Raw genomic sequence first — 19,062 nt, forward strand, 5'->3', positions numbered from 1 at the left:
CGGCGATTTGCCGTTAGGATAGAACCGCATGACCGCCGCGTCTGAACACGTATCGCCGCCCGACGGCCCCCTGCACGTCGCCATCATCATGGACGGCAACGGGCGCTGGGCGAAGGCGAGGGGGTTGCCTCGCGCCGCCGGGCATCGCGAGGGCGTGCAGGCGCTGAAACGCACCATCGAGGCGGCGCCGAAGCTGGGCGTGGGCTGTCTGACCGTGTTCGGCTTCTCGACGGAGAACTGGAGCCGTTCAACCGATGAGGTGTCGGACCTGATGGGGCTGGTGCGCAGCTATGTGGCCAGCGACCTGAAGCGGCTGGAAAAGGCCGGGGTGCGGCTGCGGGTGCTGGGCCGCCGCGAAGGCCTGCCGAAGGACATCGCGGATATCGCGGACCGGGCCGAGGATCAGACCGGCCACAACTCGAAATTCCTGCTGCAGGTGGCGTTCAACTACGGCGGCCGGGCAGACATCGTCGACGCCGCGCGGGCCTATGTGGCGCGCTTGCAGGCGGGCGAGGCCGTCGGGCCGCTGGACGAGGACGCCCTGGGCGCCGGCCTGTCGACGGCGGGCGGCCCGCCCGTGGACATGATCGTACGCACTTCGGGCGAGCAGCGGCTGTCGAACTTCCTGCTGTGGGAGGCCGCCTACGCCGAGATGATCTATCAGGACATCCTGTGGCCGGACTACGGGCCAGATGGGCTGGCCGATGCGGTGGCGCAGTTCCGGGAACGGGACCGTCGCTTCGGCGGCAGGCCTGCCGATCTCGCGCGCGTGGCGGGCTGAATGGCGCTGCGGATCCGTGACATCGGCATAAGGGCGGCCTCGGCGCTGGTGCTGGCGCCGGCGGCGGTGCTGGCCATCTGGGCCGGCGGACCGTGGTTCCTCGCCATCATGCTGGCGGCCAGCGTCCTGCTGTCGATCGAGTGGGCGATGATGAGCGCGCCGAGGGCGTGGCGACTGATGGCCGGGGCGGTCGGCTTCGGCCTGTTCGCGGCGGTGATTTCGGCCCACCTGCAGCAGCTGTCGCTGGCTCTGGTCATGCTGGTCTTCTGTGCCGCCGCCGCGGGCGTGTTCGCGCGCAGTCGGGGGCAGGAAGCGGTCGATGCCGCCTATGGGGTGCTCTACCTCGGCTGGCCGGCGGTGCTGCTGATCTGGCTGCGGGACGGGACATCGGACATCGGTCTGGTCTGGACGGTCTTCGCCTTCGTCATCGCCTGGGCGTCGGACATCATGGCCTATCTGGTCGGCAGCGCCGTGGGCGGGCCCAAGCTGTGGCCGCGGTTCTCGCCCAAGAAAACATGGTCCGGGTTCATCGGCGGTCTGGCGGCCGGCACGGTCGCCGGGGGGTTGATGGCGGTGTCGTTCGACATGGGCATCGGCGTCGGCTGGGGCGCGCTGCTGGGGCTGGCGGCCTCGCTTGCCACCATGGCTGGCGACCTGTGGGAGTCGGCGTTGAAGCGGCGCTATGGCGTCAAAGACGCCGGGAACCTGATCCCGGGCCATGGCGGACTGCTTGATCGGGTCGACGGCCTGATGTTCGGCGCCGTGGTGGTCGCGTGCGGGCGACTGATCGCCATTCTGGCGGAGCGCGCATCGTGATCCGCAGGCGCGTGAGCGTGCTGGGCTCTACCGGTTCGGTTGGGACCTCGACGCTCGATCTGATGGATCAGGCCGAGACTGCCGGGACGGGCGCGTTCGAGGTCGAGGTGCTGACAGGCGGCGCCAACATCGCCCGGCTGGCCGAACAGGCGCGGCGCTGGACGCCGAAGCTGGCGGTGACGGCGGATCCCTCGCGGCTGGGCGAACTGCGCGACGCACTCGCCGGGACCGGCGTTGAAGCGGCGGCTGGCGGGGACGCGATCGTCGAGGCGGCGTCGCGGTCAGTGGACTGGGTGATGGCGTCGATCGTCGGGGCTGCGGGGCTGAAGTCCGCATGGGCGGCGGCGGATACCGGTGCGACGCTGGCGCTGGCCAACAAGGAAAGTCTGGTCTGTTGCGGCCCCACGCTGATCGAGCGGGTTCGCAAGGCAGGCGGTCAGGTGATCCCGGTCGATTCCGAACACTCGGCGATCTTTCAGGTCTTTCCCCACGGCGCGCCGGAGAGGGTGTCGAAGCTGACCCTGACGGCGTCTGGCGGCCCATTCCGCAAAGCACCGCGCGAGGTTCTGGCCCGGGCAACCCCCGAACAGGCGGTGGCGCATCCAAACTGGAGCATGGGGGCCAAGATCTCGGTCGACAGCGCGACCATGGCCAACAAGGGCCTCGAGATGATCGAGGCGGCCTATCTGTTCGACATGCCGGAGGACCGGATCGACGTCGTGGTGCACCCCGAATCGATCATCCACAGCATGGTCGAGTACGTCGATGGCTCGACGCTGGCGCAGATGGGTCCGCCGGACATGAAGACGCCGATCGCCTGCGCGCTGGCGTGGCCGGACCGGATGGCATGGCCTGCGCCGAAACTGGATCTGGCCAGTCTCGGGCGGTTGACGTTTGAGGCGCCCGACGAGGCGCGCTTTCCGGCGCTCCGGCTGGCCCGAGAGGCGCTGGCCGCGGGCGGCTCGGCGCCGATCGTCTTCAATGCGGCCAATGAGGTCGCGGCGCTGGCGTTTCTTGACCGCAAACTGGCCTTTCTCAATATTGCCTCAGTCGTCGCCGACACCTTGTCGCGCGTGACGGCTTCGGGGGTGGATTCCACATCCCGCAGCGCCTGCGACGCGGCTCTGGCCGTGGACGCCGAGGCGCGGCGGACAGCGGAAGACATCGTCCGGGGCCTGGCCGCGGCCGCGTGACTGTCGGGGAAGGACATACCAGCCAATGACGGGCTTTCTGGGCCAGGCGTTGATCTACGTCGTGCCGTTCCTGTTTGTGCTGACGTTCATCGTCACCATCCACGAACTCGGCCACTTTCTGGTGGCGCGGGCGTTCGGGGTAAAGATCGACCGCTTCTCGATCGGCTTCGGCAAGGCTTTGCTCAGCCGGACGGACAAGCGCGGCGTCGAGTGGCGGCTGGGCTGGATCCCGCTTGGCGGCTACGTCAAGTTTTCCGGCGACCTCGATCCGTCCAGCGTGCCTGACCAGAAGGGTCTGGCCGAGCTGAAGTCGCGCGTGATCGCGGAACACGGCCCGGGTGCAGAGCGCGACTTCTTCCATTTCAAGCCGGTCTGGCAGCGGGCGCTGATCGTCTTCGCCGGTCCGGCCGCCAACTTCCTGCTGGCCGCGGCCCTGTTCACAGTGCTGTTCAGCGTGATCGGCGAACAGGTGGTCGCGCCGCGGGTTGGGGCCGTGACAGCCGGCTCGCCCGCAGCCTCGGCAGGCTTCAAGCCGCAGGATCTGATCACCGCGGTCAACGGCCGACCGGTACGCGAAGCCTCTGAAGTTACGGGAATCGTCATCCTCAGCGCGGGCGATCCGCTGCGATTTACGGTGCAACGCGGCGAGCAGACGGTTCAACTGACCGCCACCCCGCAGCGCCAGGTCGAAACCAACGAGATCGCCGGAACGGTGCGCGTGGCGCGGATCGGCCTTGTGCTGGCTCCACTGCGGCAGGATTTCAGCTTCCGCCGCCTGAATCCGATCGAGGCCGCAGGCAAGGGCGTGACCGTGATCGGCGACACGGTCTCCAGCACCTTCCGCTATATCGGCCGCATCTTCGTCGGCAAGGAATCGGGCGATCTGCTGAACGGTCCGCTGGGAATCGCCAAGGCGGCTGGCGGGGTCACCAAGCAGGCGACCGCGGTCGAGGCGGCCCCCCAGGTTGTCGCATTTTACCTCGCCCTGACGCTTGTCCAGTTCGCCGCCTTAGTTTCGATCGGAATGGGCGTTGTAAACCTGCTGCCGATTCCCGTTCTGGATGGGGGCCATCTCGTGTTCTACGGCTATGAGGCTGTGGCGCGCAGGCCAGTCCCCGCCCGTGTTCAGGAGGTCGGCTACAGGGTCGGTCTTGCTTTGCTCGCGGGATTGATGTTGTTCGCCACCTGGAACGACCTCCAGAAGCTGAGTTTGTTCAAATTCCTCGGCGGGCTCGCGTGACGAGCCGACGCCAGCCCCCGATGGTTTCCCGTATGATCCGAAACGATGCGTCCTTCCTGAACCTCGCTCGCGGCGCCAGCCTGATCGCGCTGACGTTCGCCGCCGGCCTTGCTGCGCCCGCTTTTGCGCAGACCGCCCCGGCGATCCAGCCCGGCGCGCCAATCGATGCGCCCCAGCAGACCGCGCCCGCCCGGCAGGACGAGCGCGTGCTGGTCAACCGCATTCTGGTGCGCGGCAACCAGCGCATCGACCAGACGACGGTGCTGTCCTATTTGCCGATCCAGCCGGGCGACACGGTCGATCCGGCGGTGCTGAACGTCGCGGTGAACACCCTCACGCGGACCCAGCTGTTCGCGGACGTCCAGCTGGGCATCCAGCCGAACGGCGACCTGATCGTCGAGATCGTCGAAAACCCCATCATCAACCAGGTGGTGTTCGAGGGTAACGGCGCGCTAAGCGAAAAGAAGCTGACCGAGGAAGTGACCCTGAAGCCGCGCGGCATCTACACCCGCGCCCGCGTGCAGGAAGATGTCGGCAAGATCGTCGAGCTGTACCGTCTGTCCGGCCGCATTTCCGCGACCGTCACGCCCAAGCTGGTCCAGCTGGAGCAGAACCGCGTCGATGTGATCTTCGAGATCAACGAAGGCCCCGAGACCGGCATCCAGGCCATCACCTTCCTGGGCAATTCGGCGTTTTCGGACAGCGAACTGCGCGAGGTCATGGTCACCAAGGTGACCGAGTGGTGGCGCATCTTCGGATCGAACGACAACTACGACCCCAACCGCCTCGACTACGACCGCGAGCAGCTGCGCAAATTCTATACGAACCGCGGCTACTACGACTTCCGCATCCTGTCGGCGATCGCCGAGCTGGCGCCGGACGACAGCGCCTTCGGCGTGACGATGACGGTGGACGAGGGCGATCGCTACAACTTCGGCACGGTCGACGTCGTCACCGAGAACGACCGTCTGAACGCCAACTTCCTCAAGCTGCTGCTGCCGATTCGCTCGGGCGACCTGTACGAGAGCGACAAGATCGAGAGCGCGGTCGACGCCCTGACCTTCGCGGCCGGTTCGGCCGGCTATGCGTTCGTCGAGATCGAGCCGACCTATCGCGCCAATCCCGAGACGGACACCGTCGACGTCACCTTCAATGTGAAGGAAGGCCAGCGGGTCTACGTCGACCGGATCAACGTCATCGGCAACACGCGCACGCTGGACAACGTCATCCGCCGCGAAATGATGTTGAGCGAGGGCGACGCCTTCAACCGCACCCTGCTGGAGCGCTCGCGCAACAACCTGCGCGGCCTCGGCTTCTTCAAGGACGTCACCGTCGAGGAAGCCCGCGGCTCGGCTCCCGACCGTTCAGAGGTCAACGTCACCGTCGAGGAGCAGCCTACCGGCGAGCTTTCGGTCGGCGCGGGCTTCAGCTCGGTCGACTCCTTCGTGGTCAACCTGGGCATCACCGAGCGGAACTTCCGCGGTCGGGGCCAGAACGTGGTCGCCCGTATGGAATGGGGTTCGCTGCGTCAGCAGATCGACTTCCGCTTCACCGAGCCGCGGTTCCTCGGTCGTGACCTGCGCGCCGGCTTCGACGCGTTCCACTCGCGTTACGATCTCAGCGAATATTCGTCCTACGACTACCGCTCGACCGGCGGCGGTCTGCGTCTGTCCTATCCGCTGAACGGCTACACCTCGTTCAGCGCCCGCTACTTCCTGAAGTCGGACGAGATCATCGTCCCGACGAACTATTGCGCCGGCGCAGGTCAGGGCTCGACGGCGCTGTGCGATCAGGTGGGTTCGTTCCTCAACTCGTCGGCCGGCTACACCCTGTATGTCAACCGCGCCAACGATCCGGTGCGCCCGACGCGCGGCTGGACCGGCTCGCTGCGTCAGGACTTCGCCGGCATCGGCGGCGACGTGAACTATGTGAAGTCCGAGGCGGACGTGACCGGGTACTACGGCATCACGCCGGCGTGGGTCGTCACGGCTTCGGCTTCGACCGGCTATATCTCGGGCTGGGGCGGCGATCCGATCCGGATCAACGACCGCTTCTTCAAGGGCGGCAACAGCTTCCGCGGCTTCGAAACCGCTGGTATCGGCCCGCGCGACACCCAGACGACCGACGCCCTCGGCGGCAACTTCTATGTCATCGGCACGCTTGAGCTGACCGTCCCGAACGGTCTGCCGGAAGAGTACGGCATCCGCACCTCGCTGTTCACCGACGTGGGCACGCTGGGCATGCTGGATGAGCGCTACACCGTCGATTCCAACGGCAACCCGGACCCGACCATCGTCGACGAGCTGAAGCTGCGCGCCTCGGCCGGTCTGAGCATTCACTGGCGGTCGCCGATGGGGCCGATCCGGTTCGACCTCAGCAAGATTCTCGGCCGCGAAGACTACGACAAGACAGAAACCTTCCGCTTCTCGACCTCCACCCAGTTCTAAACGACGGGCGCTCCGCCCGATCAAAGGCCTAAAGTCATGAAACTCATCGCTCTCGGCGCTTTCGCGCTTTCGACCCTCGCCAGCGCCGCCGCCGCCCAAACCCCGGCCGCCGCCGCCCAGCAGCAGATCACCCACGGCGCGCCGCTGGCCGGCGTCTGCATCTACAACGCCCAGCGCGTGCTGGGTCAGTCGACCGCCGGTCAGGCCCTAGTCTCGGGCATGCAGCGCCTCGGCGAGGAAGTGCGCGGCGAACTGACCCCGTACGCCACGACCATCCAGACGGAAGCCACCGCCCTGCAACAGGCGCAGGCCGCTGGCCAGCCGATCGACGACGCCCGTCGTCAGGCCTTCCAGACGCGCGTTCAGGAAGCCCAGCAGCTCGAGCAGACCCGCGAGAACGAGCTGCGCTACACCGAAGCGATGCAGACCCAGACCATCGGTCAGGCCGCCCAGCCGATCATCATCGCCGTCTATCAGGAGCGCGGTTGCAGCGCCCTGCTGGAGCGCAGTGCTGTCCTGATCGCCAACCCGCAGATGGACATCTCGGACACCGTCATCCAGCGCCTGAACGCGGCCCTGCCGACGCTGTCGTTCAACCGCATGCCGGTGCCGGTCCAGCAACAACAGCAGTAAGGCCGCCATGCCCGATCCGCGCTTCTTCGAAAGCCTGTCGCCGCTGACGGTGGCGGAGCTGGCCGAGCGGATCGGGGGCGAAGTCGCAAGGGGCGGGGACCGCAAGGTCTCCGCCGTCGCACCGCTGGCGTCCGCCGACGCCGGCGGTGTCGCGTTTCTGGGTGACCGAAAGTTCGCTGCCGCCCTGGCCGCGACTCACGCCGGCTGCGTGATCGTGCCCGCTTCGGCGGTCGAGGCCGCTCCGGAAGGGGCTGCTGTCATCACCTCGGGCGAGTCGCAGGCGGCGTGGGCGCGGGCCTCGGCCCTTTTCCACCGGGCCCATGCTCTGGACATTGCGATCGACCGGTCCGAGGCGGCGGAGGACGACAGCGTCTTTGTCGCCCCGGGGGTCGTGCTGGGGCAGGGCGTCCGGATCGGGCGAGGCTCGCGGATCGGCGCCAATACGGTGATCGGGCCCGGCGTGCAGATCGGACGCGACTGCGAGATCGGCGCGAACGCCAGCATCGGCTTCGCCCTGCTCGGCGACCGGGTGAAAATCTATTCCGGCGCGCGGATCGGCGAGGCCGGCTTCGGCGCGGCGGGCTCGAAGACCGGGCCTGTCGACATTCCCCAGCTGGGCCGGGTGATAATCCAGGACGGCGTGACCGTCGGCGCCAACAGCTGCATCGACCGCGGGGCCTATGACGACACGATCATCGGCGAGAATTCCAAGATCGATAATCTCGTCATGATCGGCCACAACTGCATTATCGGCCGCAATAATCTGATGGCCGCACACACCGGCCTGTCGGGCACGGTGACGACCGGCGACAACGTGATGTTCGGCGGTCAGGCCGGGGTCGGCGACCACATCACCATCGGCGCCGGGGCCCGCGTGGCGGGCGGCGCCGGGGTGCTGAAGGACATTCCGCCTGGCGAGACCTGGTCCGGCTATCCCGCGAAACCCCTCCGACAGTCCTTGCGCGAAGCGATCTGGCTCGCCAAACAGGCGTCGGGGAAGGTGAGCGGGAAGACGGACGAATGACTGACGACACGACGATCGACTACGCCGAGGTGATGCGGCGGCTGCCCCACCGGTACCCCTTCCTGCTGATCGACAAGGCCGAGGACTTCGTGCCCGCCACCTCGATCACCGGCATCAAGAACGTCACCCACAACGAGCCCTTCTTCCCCGGCCACTTCCCGATCGATCCTGTCATGCCGGGCGTGCTGATCGTCGAGGCCATGGCCCAGACGGGGGCCCTGCTGATGTCCAAGACCATGGATGTGGCGGTGGCGGACAAGGTCATCATGTTCATGTCGATCGACGGCGTGCGCTTCCGCAAGCCGGCCCGGCCGGGCGACCAGCTGCGTATGGAGGTCAAGGTGACCCGCGCACGCGGCGACGCTTACAAGTTCCGCGGCGAGACCTTCATCGACGGCAAGCTGGCGGCCGAGGCCGAGTTCATGGCCATGGTCGTGACCGTGGACCAGCCGGCGACCTGATGGCCATCCATCCGACAGCGCAGGTCGATCCTTCAGCCACGCTGGCGGGCGGCGTCGAGGTCGGCGCGTGGTCGATCATCGGGCCGAACGTAACCCTTTCGGACGGCGTTCGCGTCGCCAGCCATGTGGTGATCCAGCAGGACACGATGGTCGGCGCCGGCAGCACCATTCACCCCTTCTGCGTCATGGGCGGCGATCCGCAGCATGGCGGCTACAAGGGCGAGTCAGTGGCGCTGGAGATCGGCGAGAACAACGTCATCCGCGAGCACTCGACCTTCAATCGGGGCACGCCGGGTGATCGCAAGCTGACGACCATCGGCTCGAACTGCCTGTTCATGACGGGGGCCCACGTTGGCCATGACTGCGTCGTCGGCAGCAACGTCACTTTCGCCAACAACGCCACGCTGGGCGGACACGCCCGCGTCGGCGACCGGGTCTTCCTCGGCGGTCTGGCGGCGGTGCACCAGTTCGGACGGGTGGGGCAGGGAGCCATTGTGGGCGGTCTGTCGGCCGTGACGCGGGATGTCATCCCCTACGGCTCGGCCTGGGGCAATCATGTGCGTCTGCACGGGCTGAACCTGATCGGGCTAAAGCGAAAGGGCTACGGCAAGGACGCGGTGCGTCGCCTGCTGGCTGCCTATCGCGACATGTTCGAGGCCGAGGGCCTGTTCTCCGAGCGGCTGGACCGCGCGGCCGAGACCTACGCCGACCTGCCTGAGATTCAGGAGATCATCGCTTTTATCCGCGAGGACACCCGGCGCCCGGTCGCCTTGCCCGAGCAATGAGCGGCAAGCTGGGCCTGATCGCGGGTGGCGGGGCCCTGCCGCTGTCAGTGGCCGCGCGGTGCGAGGCCGAGGGCCGGCCGGTGTTCGTGATCCGGCTGGCCGGTTTCGCCGATCCCCATCTGGCTCACTACCCGGGCCTCGACGCCGGCATGGCCGAGATCGGCAAGATACTGTCGGCGATGAAGAAGGCGGGCTGTCAGGCAGTCTGTCTGGCAGGAACCGTCAGCCGGCCTGACTTCAAGACGCTCAAGCCCGACTTCAAGGGCGCGACGGTGCTGCCGGGCTTGATCAAGGCGGCGACGCAGGGGGACGACGCCCTGTTGCGCAAAATCCTGTCGCTGTTCGAGGCCGAGGGGTTCGCGGTCGAGGGGGCGGATGACATTCTGGGCGGCGAGACCCTGCCGGCCGGGCCGCTGGGACGGATTCGGCCGACCGAGGAGCAACTTGTCGATCTGAGGAAGGCGCTCCATGTCGCCGAAAAGTCAGGCGAACTGGACATCGGGCAGGGGGCCGTCGTCTGCGATGGTCTGGTGCTGGCGGTCGAGGCGCAGGAGGGCACCGACGCCATGCTGATGCGCGTCGCCGGCCTGCCGGGCGATCTGCGCGGCTCCGCAACCGCACGCAAGGGTGCGCTGGGCAAGGCGCCCAAGCCGATCCAGGACCTGCGGGTGGACATGCCCGTCATGGGCGCGCGCACCATCGAAATGGCCGCCGCCGCCGGTCTGGCGGGCGTCGGCGGCATGGCGGGCAAGCTGATCGTCATCGACCGCTCCGCGCTGATCGAGGCGGCGGACCGGCTGGGCCTGTTCGTCTGGGGCGAAACGCGGTGAAGCGCCCGCTGGAGATCATGCTTGTGGCCGCCGAGGCGTCAGGCGATGCGCTGGGCGCGGGGTTGGCGCGGGCGCTCAAGGCGCGACTGGGCGCGGATGTCACATTCGTCGGCGTGGGCGGCGCCGGCATGGCCGCCGAGGGCGTCGAGAGCCCGTTCGACATCGCCGAACTGTCGATCCTCGGCTGGCTCGAGGGGCTGAAGGCCTACGGGCTGGTGAAACGGCGGGTGGCCGACACGGTGGAGCTGGCGAAGCGGGAGCAGCCGGACGCCGTGGTGCTGATCGACAGCTGGGGCTTCACGATCCGGGTGGCCAAGGCGTTGCGCGAGGAACTGCCGGGCGTACCATTGATCAAGTACGTCGGGCCGCAGGTGTGGGCGTCGCGACCCGGGCGAGCGAAGACGCTCGCCGGGGCGGTGGACCATTTGCTGGCGCTATATGCTTTCGATGCGCCGTGGTTCGAGCGCGAGGGCCTTTCGACAACCGTCGTGGGCTCGCAGGCGCTGCATGTGAACATGGCCGGGGCCGATCCCGCCGTCTTCCGCCGGGCGCGCGGCATTGCGCCGGACGCGCCGTTGCTGCTGGTCCTGCCGGGCAGCCGGCCATCGGAGATCCGGCTGATGACCCCGGTCTATGAGGCTGCCGTAGCGCGGCTGAAGGCTGCGCGGCCGGAGCTGGAGATCGCCGTGGTGGCGGCGGCGACGGTCGCCGACGACGTGATTGGGCGGGTCGCGGCATGGCCGTTCCGCGCTCACGTGGTGCGCGAGGACGACAAGTATGCGGCGATGAAGGCCGCCACCGTCGCTCTGGCGACCAGCGGGACAGTCTCGACCGAGCTGGCGCTCGCGTGCGCGCCGATGGTGATCAGCTACCGCTTTCCGCCGCTCAGCTATGCGATCATGAAGCCGTTCTTCACGGGCAAATACGCGACCCTGTTCAACCACGCCGCCGACGCGGAGATCGCGCGCGAGCTGATCCAGACGGATGCGACGCCGGACAAGGTCGCGGCGGAGGTCGGGCGGCTGCTGGACGATTCCGAAGCCCGGGCCGATCAGGCGCGGCGTCAGACGGAGGCGTTGGATCTGATGGGCCGCGGCGGGCCGGACCCGTCTGAACTGGCTGCGGACGCGGTGCTGCGGACGATCGTCAGCAAGGCCGGCTGAGTTTCTGCCGTCATCCTCGGGCTTGACCCGAGGATCAGAGGCGGCGGTCAACCGACTGCTAGGGTCGCCGACATTGAGCAAGCGGATGGTCAGATCCTCGGGTCAAGCCCGAGGATGACGGCGTGTGGGCAGGGTGGGATCACCCCCCGATCAGGGCCAGCCACTCGTCCTCGGTCAGCACCTTCACGCCGTGCTTCTGCGCCTCGGCCAGCTTTGAGCCGGCGCCGGGGCCGGCGACCAGATAGTCGGTCTTCTTCGACACCGAGCCCGACACCTTGGCGCCCAGCGATTCCGCGCGCGCCTTGGCCTCGTCGCGGGTGAAGCGTTCGAGCGCGCCGGTGAAGACGACGGTCTTGCCGGCGACTTCGGTGTCGGTCTGGGGTCGTTCGGCGTCCTCGACCGTCCTGAGTTCGGCGATGAGGGCGTCGACGACCTCGCGATTATGCGGCTCATGGAAGAACTCGGCGATGGCGCGGGCGGCGACCGGACCGACGCCGGCGATGGTCGCGATCTCGGACAGGCGGGGCGAGGGGCCTTCCGAGCGGGCGATCTGCGAAAGACGAACGACGCCGGGCCAGTCGGAGGCCAGTTCGGCCAGCGCGCGGCGGGCAGGCGTCGCGACACCGGGGAAGGCGAGGGCCAGCTTCTGGTCGATCGGCGCCTCGGGCCACGGATCGGCAGTGGGCGGTTGGGCGGCGGCGAGGACGGAAAGGGTACGAACGGAGACGCCATGGCCCTCGGTCAGGCGGGTCCAGTCGGTGGACGGAATGCCGGCCGCGGCCTCCAGCGCACCAGCGTGGAAGTCTGACCACGAACCGAAGTGACGGGCCAGCAGCAGCGAGGTCTGTTCGCCGATCTCGCGGATGCCCAAGGCGAAGATCAGCCGGTCCAGCGAGATGACCCGCCGGGCGTCGATGCCGGCGACCAGATTGCGAACGCTGGTTTCGCCGTAGCCGTCTTCAGCCCGGAGGAGGGCCAGCTTCCCCTCGTCGCGGGCGAGGCGGAAGATATCGGCCGGCTCCTTCAGCCAGCCGCGCTCGTGGAAGGCGATCAGCTGCTTCTCGCCCAGCCCCTCGATGTCGAAGGCGCGGCGACCGACGAAATGCTTCAGCCGCTCAACTAGCTGAGCGTCACAGATCAGGCCGCCGGTGCAACGCCGACGCACCTCGCCCTCGGGCCGTACGGCTTCCGAGCCGCAGACCGGGCAGTGAGTCGGGAAGACGTAGGGGACGGCGTTGACGGGCCGTTTCTCCGGCACGACGGCAAGGATCTGCGGGATCACGTCACCGGCGCGCTGAAGGACGACGGTGTCGCCAATGCGGACGTCGCGGCGGGCGATCTCGTCCTCGTTATGCAGGGTGGCGTTGCGCACGACGACGCCGCCGACGGTGACGGGGTGCAAGCGGGCGACGGGGGTCAGGGAGCCGGTACGGCCAACCTGGATGTCGATGCCTTCCAGCACGGTCTGGGCCTGCTGGGCCGGGAATTTATGGGCGATGGCCCAACGCGGTGTGCGCGAGACGAAGCCGAGGCGTTGCTGCCAGTCCAGCCGATCGACCTTGTAGACGACGCCGTCGATGTCATAGCCGAGCCCGGCCCGGTCCGCCTGCAGGCCGTCGTAGAGCCCGATCAGACCCCCGGCGTCCTCGACCCTTTCCGAGCGCGGGTTGACCGTGAAGCCCCAGCTTTCCAGCGCCTTCAGGGCCTGGGCCTGGGTGTCGGCGAAGGGGGCGGAGGTCTCGCCCCATGCGTAGGCGAAGAAACGCAACGGGCGCTTCGCCGTGATGGACGGGTCCTTCTGGCGCAGCGAACCGGCGGCGAAGTTGCGGGGGTTGGCGTAGGTGCGTGAGCCCTCCGCCTCGGCGGCGGCGTTGAAGGCGTCGAACCCGGCGTTGGGGGCGTAGACCTCTCCGCGCACCTCGATCACATCGGGCCAACCGGAGCCCGAAAGCGTCCGGGGGATGTCAGCAAGCGTGCGCAGGTTGGCGGTGACGTCCTCGCCGGTCTTGCCGTCGCCGCGCGTGGCGCCCTGAACCAGCACGCCCTTCTCGTAGCGCAGGCTGGCGCTGAGGCCGTCGATCTTGGGCTCGGCGACGAAGGCGACGTGCTCTTCCGCCGGCAGCTTGAGAAAGCGGCGGATGCGCGCCTCGAAGTCGGTGACCTCTTCCGGGGAGAATGCGTTGTCGAGCGACAGCATGGGCACGCCGTGCCGCACCTCCGCGAACTGGCTTGATGCGGCGGCGCCCACGACCTGCGATGGCGAGGTCTCGCCCGTCAGCTCGGGAAAGCGGCCCTCGATCTCCAGCGCCCGGCGCTTCAGGGCGTCGTAGTCGGCGTCCGAAATCTCGGGTGCATCCTCGGCGTGATAGAGGGCGTCATGGCGGGCCAGTTCGGCGGTCAGCCGGTCCAGTTCGGCTTCGGCGTCGGCGAGGCTGAGATCGGCTACGGGCGTCTGGGTCATGCGGCGACTGGTCTAGCACCCGGACGGGCCGTGGCGGAGTCAGTATGGCCACGTGACAGCACCTTAATCTGACGCCGGCGTTTCCGCCTGCTACGACGTCCCCAGACCCGAGGAGATTCCATGCGTCCGATCCGCATCCTGGCCCTGTCGACCGTCGCCGCCAGCCTGATGGCCGCCGCCTGCGCCACCACGGCGCCCGAGACGCCCGCAATCGCGCCCGTCGTTGTGGCCGCCAACACCCAGCAGTGGCTGGACGATATCCGCATCCTGTCCGCCGACGACATGCAAGGCCGTGACACAGGCTCGCCGGGCGGAGAGATGGCGCGCAACTACATCATCGGCCGCTTTGAGGCGCTGGGCGTCGAGGCGCCGCGCGTTGGCCGGCTGCAGCCGTGGGAGGCTACGGGGCGGACGCGACAGGGACCGAAGACCTTCAACGGGATCAACATTCTGGGCGTCGTTCCGGGCACGCGGGTGACGGACCGCTACATCGTCGTCAGCGCCCACTACGACCACGTCGGCGTCCATGACGGTCTGGTGTTCAACGGCGCGGACGACAATGCGTCGGGCGTGTCGACGATGCTGGCGCTGGCGGACGACCTGCGGCGTCAGGCCCCGGAGCACAGCGTGATCTTCGTCGCCTTCGACGGCGAGGAGCATGGCCTGCTGGGCGCCAAGCATTTCGTCGAGGTCCCGCCGGTGCCGCTGGCGTCGATCGCGATGAACCTGAACTTCGATATGACCGCGCGCGCCGAAACCGACGGCAAGCTGTGGGTCACGGGCACCTATCAGAACCCCACCTTCCGGCCGCTGCTGGAAGGCATTCCGGCCGACGGCGCGGTGTCGCTGGCCTTCGGCAAGGACACGCCGCAGGACACGGGCGAGGACAACTGGGTCGAGGCCTCGGATCACGGGCCCTTCTATCGGGCGCAGGTGCCGTTCCTGTATTTCGGCGTGAACTACCATCCCGACTATCACCGGCCGTCGGATGACTTCGACAAGATCACGCCGTCGGTCTTCATCAGCGCGACCCAGCTGTCGATCGCCGGGTTCCGCGCGCTGGATCAGGGTCTGGACCGCTAGGTCGCCGGCGGTTGCCACAGCTCGATCGGGTTGCCCTCCGGATCGTGGATCCGGGCGAAGCGGCCCATTTCGGGCGAGGCGTCCCATTCGGCCTTCGTGATGATCTCGACGCCGGCTGCGCGAAGCGAGGCCAGCAGGCTGTCGAGGTCGTCGACGCGCAGGTTCAGCATCCAGCGCTTGTCGGCGTCGAAATAGTCGGTGTCGTCCTTGAACGGCGCGAAGACCGTCGGCCCGGCCTCCTGATTCCACAGGAAGACGCCGGGAGGCGCGCCGACGCCCAGATGCTCCAGATACCAGGCCGCGAGGGCCTCGGTGTCGTTTGCGCGGAAGAAGAAGCCGCCGATACCGGTCACCGCCATCATCGTTCTCCGTCGGATGCGATATCCAGCCGAAGGCCGAGCGCCTCGGCAAGAGCCTTGCCGCGCCGCCGCGTCTGTTCGCCCAGCAGCACGGGCGCATAGCCCTCGGCCGCGGTCAAGACGAGCGCGCCGTCGGCGATGCGGGCGCGGGCGTTGACCAGAAGCTGCGGCGAGCGGCCGGACATGTCGCACGCGAGGCGGATCGCCAGCCCCAAGGCCCGGGCCGACTGGCGCTGCTCTTCGGTCAGAAGACGCGTGATGGTTCCGGGCTCGGGGGTCGCGCCGGGGCCGCCGTAACGGGCGTTGACGGCGCAGGCCAGCCATGCGCGCTCCGCGTGGGTCTGGGCGGGGATGGGCGCGCGCAGAACTTGATCGAACGCGAGTTCGACCCGGTGGTCGGGGTGCAGCCGTGCGCCAAGATCGGCCAGCCTGCATGCGGCGTCGGCCAGCCGTCTGTCCCGGTCACGATCGAACGCGACAGGCAGGGCCTCGAGGATCGGTTGTATCCATCCGAACAGAGCCCCGGGCAGGGTGGCGGAAATCCCCTGACGTGCGCCGAGGGCCGTGCAGCCGGCCAACAGAGGGTCGGTGGTCACGGTTTCGGCGTCCAGCGCCTCGTACAGCAGGCCCTCACGCACGCCCCACGCCGACAGCACGATCCGCTTCAGGCCCAGTCGTTCGATCAGACCCTCAAGCACCAGCGCAGCATAAGGCAGGGTCTCGGCGCGCTTTTTCGAGACGCCCGGCCACGCCTCGAGAGACGCGCGCGACGACCGGGCGACCAGACGGGCGATGTCGCGGGCCGCGTCGGCGTCCAGAACATACTGGTGCACGATGTGCAGCGGATAGCGCACATGGTTCATGTGGACCTGCGCCAGCGTCCGCCACGCGCCGCCTACCGCGTAGAAGGTGTCAGCCTTGTAGTCGCCAACGGACTTCAGCCGTTTTGCGATCACCTCGCGCAGACGCCCGGCGTCGAACCCCTTGGGATCTGACAGGGCGAAGGGGCCGAGGGGCAGGGTGATTCCGTCGCCGACCACGCCATCGCGGATGCGGGTCAGCTCCAGACTGGCGCCGCCAAGGTCGCCGGAGACGCCGTCGGCGTCCGGAATACCTGCGAGAACGCCAAGGGCCGCATAGCGGGCTTCCTGTTCGCCGGACAGGACGCGGATGTGCAGCCCGGTTTCGGCCGCCACACGTTCGCAGAAGGCCTGACCGTCTTCGGCCTCGCGCACGGCGGCCGTGGCGGCGACGAAGGTCAGGGCGGGCTGCACTCCGTCGATGACGGCGGCGAACCGCTTCAGCGCCGTCAGGGCCTGCGCAGCGCCTTCCTCGGACAGACGCGCGGTCGCGCCGAGATCGCGCCCGAGACCGGCCAGCACCTTCTCGTTGAACACCGTCCAGATGGCGCGGCCTTCCAGCCGGTAGAGCACCAATCGAACCGAGTTCGAGCCGATGTCGATGGCGGCGACCTCGCGAGGCGAGGCAATCGCCGAAAGCAGGGCTTCGGGCATCAGCGACGGCCGCGGTCAAACTTCAGCTGGGCCGGCAGTGTCTTCACCTTGCGCCCGCGACCGGACAGGCTGGGGTTGGTCATGAAGTAGCGGTGGGCCGAGAACGGGCGCTCGGGGTCAGCCGGGGTCACGCGGCGATACGCTCCGTCGGGCTCCAGCACCCAGCTCTGGATGTCGTCCTTCAGATTGGCCACCATAATCTGGTCCAGCACCTGATCGTGCACCGTGGCGTTCAGCACGGGGGTCATCAGCTCGACGCGGCGGTTCAGGTTGCGGTCCATCCAGTCGGCCGACGAGATGTACAGCCGGGCCTTGTCATGCGGCAGGTCGCGGCCGTTGGCGAAGGCGATGATGCGGCTGTGCTCAAGGAAGCGGCCGACGATCGACTTGACCCTGATGTTCTCCGACAGGCCCTGCACGCCCGGACGCAGGCAGCAGATGCCGCGCACGACGAGCTCGATCCGCACGCCCCACTGACTGGCGCGGTACAGGGCGTCGATCACCTGCGGATCGACCAACGAATTCATCTTGGCCCAGATGGCGGCCGGCTTGCCCTTGGCCGCAGCGGCCATCTCCTTGCCGATAAGGTCGATCAAGGTGGACTTCATGTTCAGCGGCGAGACGACCAGCGCCTCCAGCTCATCGGGCTCAGCGTAGCCGGTGATGTAGTTGAAGATCCGCGTCGCATCCCGGGCCAGCGACGGCTCGCAGGTGAACAGGCTGAGGTCGGTGTAGATGCGCGCCGTGACCGGGTGATAGTTGCCGGTGCCGAAGTGGCAGTAGGTCTTCAGCCCCTCGCCCTCGCGGCGGACCACGACGCTGACCTTGGCGTGGGTCTTGTACTCCACGAAGCCGAAGACGACGTGGACCCCGGCGCGCTCCATGGCGCGGGCCCACTTCAGGTTCGCCTCCTCGTCGAAGCGCGCCTTGATCTCGACCAGTGCGGTGACGTTCTTGCCGTTCTCGGCCGCCTCGATCAGGGCGGCGACGATCGGGCTGTCCTTTGAGGTCCGGTACAGCGTCTGCTTGATCGCGATGACGTTGGGATCGCGCGCGGCCTGACGCAGGAACTGCACCACCACGTCGAAGCTCTCGAACGGGTGGTGGATCAGCATGTCCTTTTCGCGAACCGCCGCGAAGATGTCGCCGCCGTTGTCACGGACCCGCTCGGGATAGCGGGGCTCGTAGCCGGGGAACTTCAGGTCCGGATGGCCGCCGGGGATCAGCTCGGCCAGCTGGGCCAGACCCAGCATGCCGTCGACCAGCACCGTATCCTGCGGAGCGGCGTGAAGCTCCTCGGTAATGAAGGTGCGCAGATCGTCGGGCATGCCCGCCTCGATCTTGATCCGCACGACGGAGCCCAGACGGCGCTGTTTCAGCGCTTCCTCGAACTCCATCACGAGGTCTTCCGCTTCTTCCTCGATCTCGATGTCCGAGTCCCGGATCAGGCGGAAGACGCCGCGCTCCAGAATCTCGCAGCCCGGGAACAGGTGGTCGATGAAGAGCACCAGCAAGCTCTCCAGTGTCACAAACCGCTTGTGGCCCGGGGTGGAACGACCGTCGACCGCCAGCGGCCAGAAGCGCTTCACCTGCGTCGGCACCGGCACCAGTGCGTAGAGGGTGCGGTTGTCCGCGATCCGCCGCAGCTTCAGCGCAAGCGAGAAGCCGAGGTTGGGCAGGAAGGGGAAGGGGTGCGCAGGGTCGATCGCCATCGGCGTTAGCACGGCGAACAGCTGGTTCAGGAACTCCGGCTCCAGCCGGTCGCGCTCGGTCTTGGTGATGCGGTCGGCGTCGATGACCTCGATGCCCGCGGTGGTCAGTTCGCGACGCAGCTTGCGCCAGCGGCGCTGCTGTTCGGCCATCAGGGCGCCGGCGGAAACGTTGATCTTCTCCAGCGCCTCGGAGGGCGTCAGGCCGTCCGGCGAGACCACCCGCACCCGCTCGCGCACCTGACCCTTCAGGCCGGCGACGCGGGTCATGAAGAATTCGTCGAGGTTGTTGGCCGAGATCGAGAGAAAGCGCAGCCGCTCCAGCAACGGATGGTTCGGGTTGGCGGCTTCCTCCAGCACCCGGCTGTTGAAGGCCAGCCAGCTGATTTCGCGGTTGAAGAACCGGTCCGGCGACGCCATCAGCGTCTCGGACAACTCCAACTGGGGGGCGCGGGAGGAGGGGACGTCTTCGCCCCGGGTGGTGTCGGTGATCGCCGCGTCGCTCATGACCCGGTTCTGACGCGGCCCGAGCCCGGCTGCAACCTTGTCCACATGACAGTGAA

At 67.8% G+C, this 19,062-nt stretch carries 16 protein-coding genes; 12 read left to right on the plus strand and 4 right to left on the minus strand.

Going from position 1 to position 19,062, the window contains the following annotated elements:
* The first annotated feature begins 28 nt into the window (after window positions 1-28).
* The 11 genes from uppS to lpxB are packed head-to-tail and all read left to right on the plus strand — an operon-like array spanning window position 29 to window position 11,373.
* Complete coding sequence (gene uppS, locus ACIQC9_RS04310) at window positions 29-781, plus strand: polyprenyl diphosphate synthase (RefSeq protein WP_400612771.1); 753 nt, start codon at window positions 29-31, stop codon at window positions 779-781.
* Window positions 782-1,597: a phosphatidate cytidylyltransferase gene (locus ACIQC9_RS04315; RefSeq protein ID WP_400612773.1), complete on the plus strand. Its 816-nt coding sequence runs from the start codon at window positions 782-784 to the stop codon at window positions 1,595-1,597.
* Window positions 1,594-2,790, plus strand: a complete 1,197-nt coding sequence (gene dxr, locus ACIQC9_RS04320) for a 1-deoxy-D-xylulose-5-phosphate reductoisomerase (RefSeq protein WP_400612775.1) — start codon at window positions 1,594-1,596, stop codon at window positions 2,788-2,790. The genes ACIQC9_RS04315 and dxr overlap by 4 nt, the downstream gene beginning before the upstream one ends.
* Window positions 2,791-2,815: 25 nt before the next feature.
* Window positions 2,816-4,030: a M50 family metallopeptidase gene (locus ACIQC9_RS04325; RefSeq protein WP_400612777.1), complete on the plus strand. Its 1,215-nt coding sequence runs from the start codon at window positions 2,816-2,818 to the stop codon at window positions 4,028-4,030.
* A 32-nt stretch (window positions 4,031-4,062) separates the two neighbouring features.
* Window positions 4,063-6,477: an outer membrane protein assembly factor BamA gene (bamA, locus tag ACIQC9_RS04330; protein WP_400612779.1), complete on the plus strand. Its 2,415-nt coding sequence runs from the start codon at window positions 4,063-4,065 to the stop codon at window positions 6,475-6,477.
* A 36-nt stretch (window positions 6,478-6,513) separates the two neighbouring features.
* On the plus strand, window positions 6,514-7,110 hold the full coding sequence (locus ACIQC9_RS04335) for an OmpH family outer membrane protein (protein WP_400612781.1): 597 nt from the start codon (window positions 6,514-6,516) through the stop codon (window positions 7,108-7,110).
* A gap of 7 nt (window positions 7,111-7,117) precedes the next feature.
* Window positions 7,118-8,134, plus strand: a complete 1,017-nt coding sequence (gene lpxD / locus ACIQC9_RS04340; protein ID WP_400612783.1) for a UDP-3-O-(3-hydroxymyristoyl)glucosamine N-acyltransferase — start codon at window positions 7,118-7,120, stop codon at window positions 8,132-8,134.
* Entirely contained in the window at window positions 8,131-8,595 is a 465-nt protein-coding gene (gene fabZ, locus ACIQC9_RS04345; protein WP_400612784.1) for a 3-hydroxyacyl-ACP dehydratase FabZ, read from the plus strand. The genes lpxD and fabZ overlap by 4 nt, the downstream gene beginning before the upstream one ends.
* Window positions 8,595-9,380: an acyl-ACP--UDP-N-acetylglucosamine O-acyltransferase gene (lpxA, locus tag ACIQC9_RS04350; RefSeq protein ID WP_400612786.1), complete on the plus strand. Its 786-nt coding sequence runs from the start codon at window positions 8,595-8,597 to the stop codon at window positions 9,378-9,380. Before fabZ ends, lpxA begins: the two co-directional genes overlap by 1 nt.
* On the plus strand, window positions 9,377-10,210 hold the full coding sequence (locus ACIQC9_RS04355; RefSeq protein ID WP_400612788.1) for an LpxI family protein: 834 nt from the start codon (window positions 9,377-9,379) through the stop codon (window positions 10,208-10,210). The genes lpxA and ACIQC9_RS04355 overlap by 4 nt, the downstream gene beginning before the upstream one ends.
* On the plus strand, window positions 10,207-11,373 hold the full coding sequence (gene lpxB, locus ACIQC9_RS04360) for a lipid-A-disaccharide synthase (RefSeq protein ID WP_400612790.1): 1,167 nt from the start codon (window positions 10,207-10,209) through the stop codon (window positions 11,371-11,373). The genes ACIQC9_RS04355 and lpxB overlap by 4 nt, the downstream gene beginning before the upstream one ends.
* A 139-nt stretch (window positions 11,374-11,512) precedes the next feature.
* On the opposite strand, the gene ligA is transcribed toward lpxB, so the two are convergent.
* A complete protein-coding gene (gene ligA / locus ACIQC9_RS04365) occupies window positions 11,513-13,834 on the minus strand; it encodes an NAD-dependent DNA ligase LigA (protein WP_400612792.1) in 2,322 nt (773 codons plus the stop codon).
* A gap of 120 nt (window positions 13,835-13,954) precedes the next feature.
* Here ligA and ACIQC9_RS04370 point away from each other — a divergent pair, with 120 nt between their 5' ends.
* Window positions 13,955-14,917 carry a M28 family peptidase gene (locus ACIQC9_RS04370; protein ID WP_400612794.1) on the plus strand — a complete coding sequence of 321 codons (963 nt, stop codon included), beginning with the start codon at window positions 13,955-13,957 and terminating at the stop codon, window positions 14,915-14,917.
* Here the strand turns inward: ACIQC9_RS04370 and ACIQC9_RS04375 are convergent.
* The 3 genes from ACIQC9_RS04375 to ACIQC9_RS04385 are packed head-to-tail and all read right to left on the minus strand — an operon-like array spanning window position 14,914 to window position 19,006.
* A complete protein-coding gene (locus ACIQC9_RS04375) occupies window positions 14,914-15,276 on the minus strand; it encodes a VOC family protein (RefSeq protein WP_400612796.1) in 363 nt (120 codons plus the stop codon). The two genes, ACIQC9_RS04370 and ACIQC9_RS04375, sit on opposite strands and share 4 nt — an antisense overlap.
* Window positions 15,276-16,790 carry a Ppx/GppA family phosphatase gene (locus ACIQC9_RS04380; protein ID WP_400612798.1) on the minus strand — a complete coding sequence of 505 codons (1,515 nt, stop codon included), beginning with the start codon at window positions 16,788-16,790 and terminating at the stop codon, window positions 15,276-15,278. The genes ACIQC9_RS04375 and ACIQC9_RS04380 overlap by 1 nt, the downstream gene beginning before the upstream one ends.
* Window positions 16,790-19,006 (minus strand): RNA degradosome polyphosphate kinase, encoded by a 2,217-nt coding sequence (locus ACIQC9_RS04385; RefSeq protein ID WP_400612800.1) that lies wholly within the window; start codon window positions 19,004-19,006, stop codon window positions 16,790-16,792. Before ACIQC9_RS04385 ends, ACIQC9_RS04380 begins: the two co-directional genes overlap by 1 nt.
* Between the last annotated feature and the right edge of the window lie 56 nt (window positions 19,007-19,062).

This window comes from Brevundimonas sp. NPDC092305, assembly GCF_044755415.1.
In the GTDB taxonomy this organism is placed as follows: domain Bacteria; phylum Pseudomonadota; class Alphaproteobacteria; order Caulobacterales; family Caulobacteraceae; genus Brevundimonas.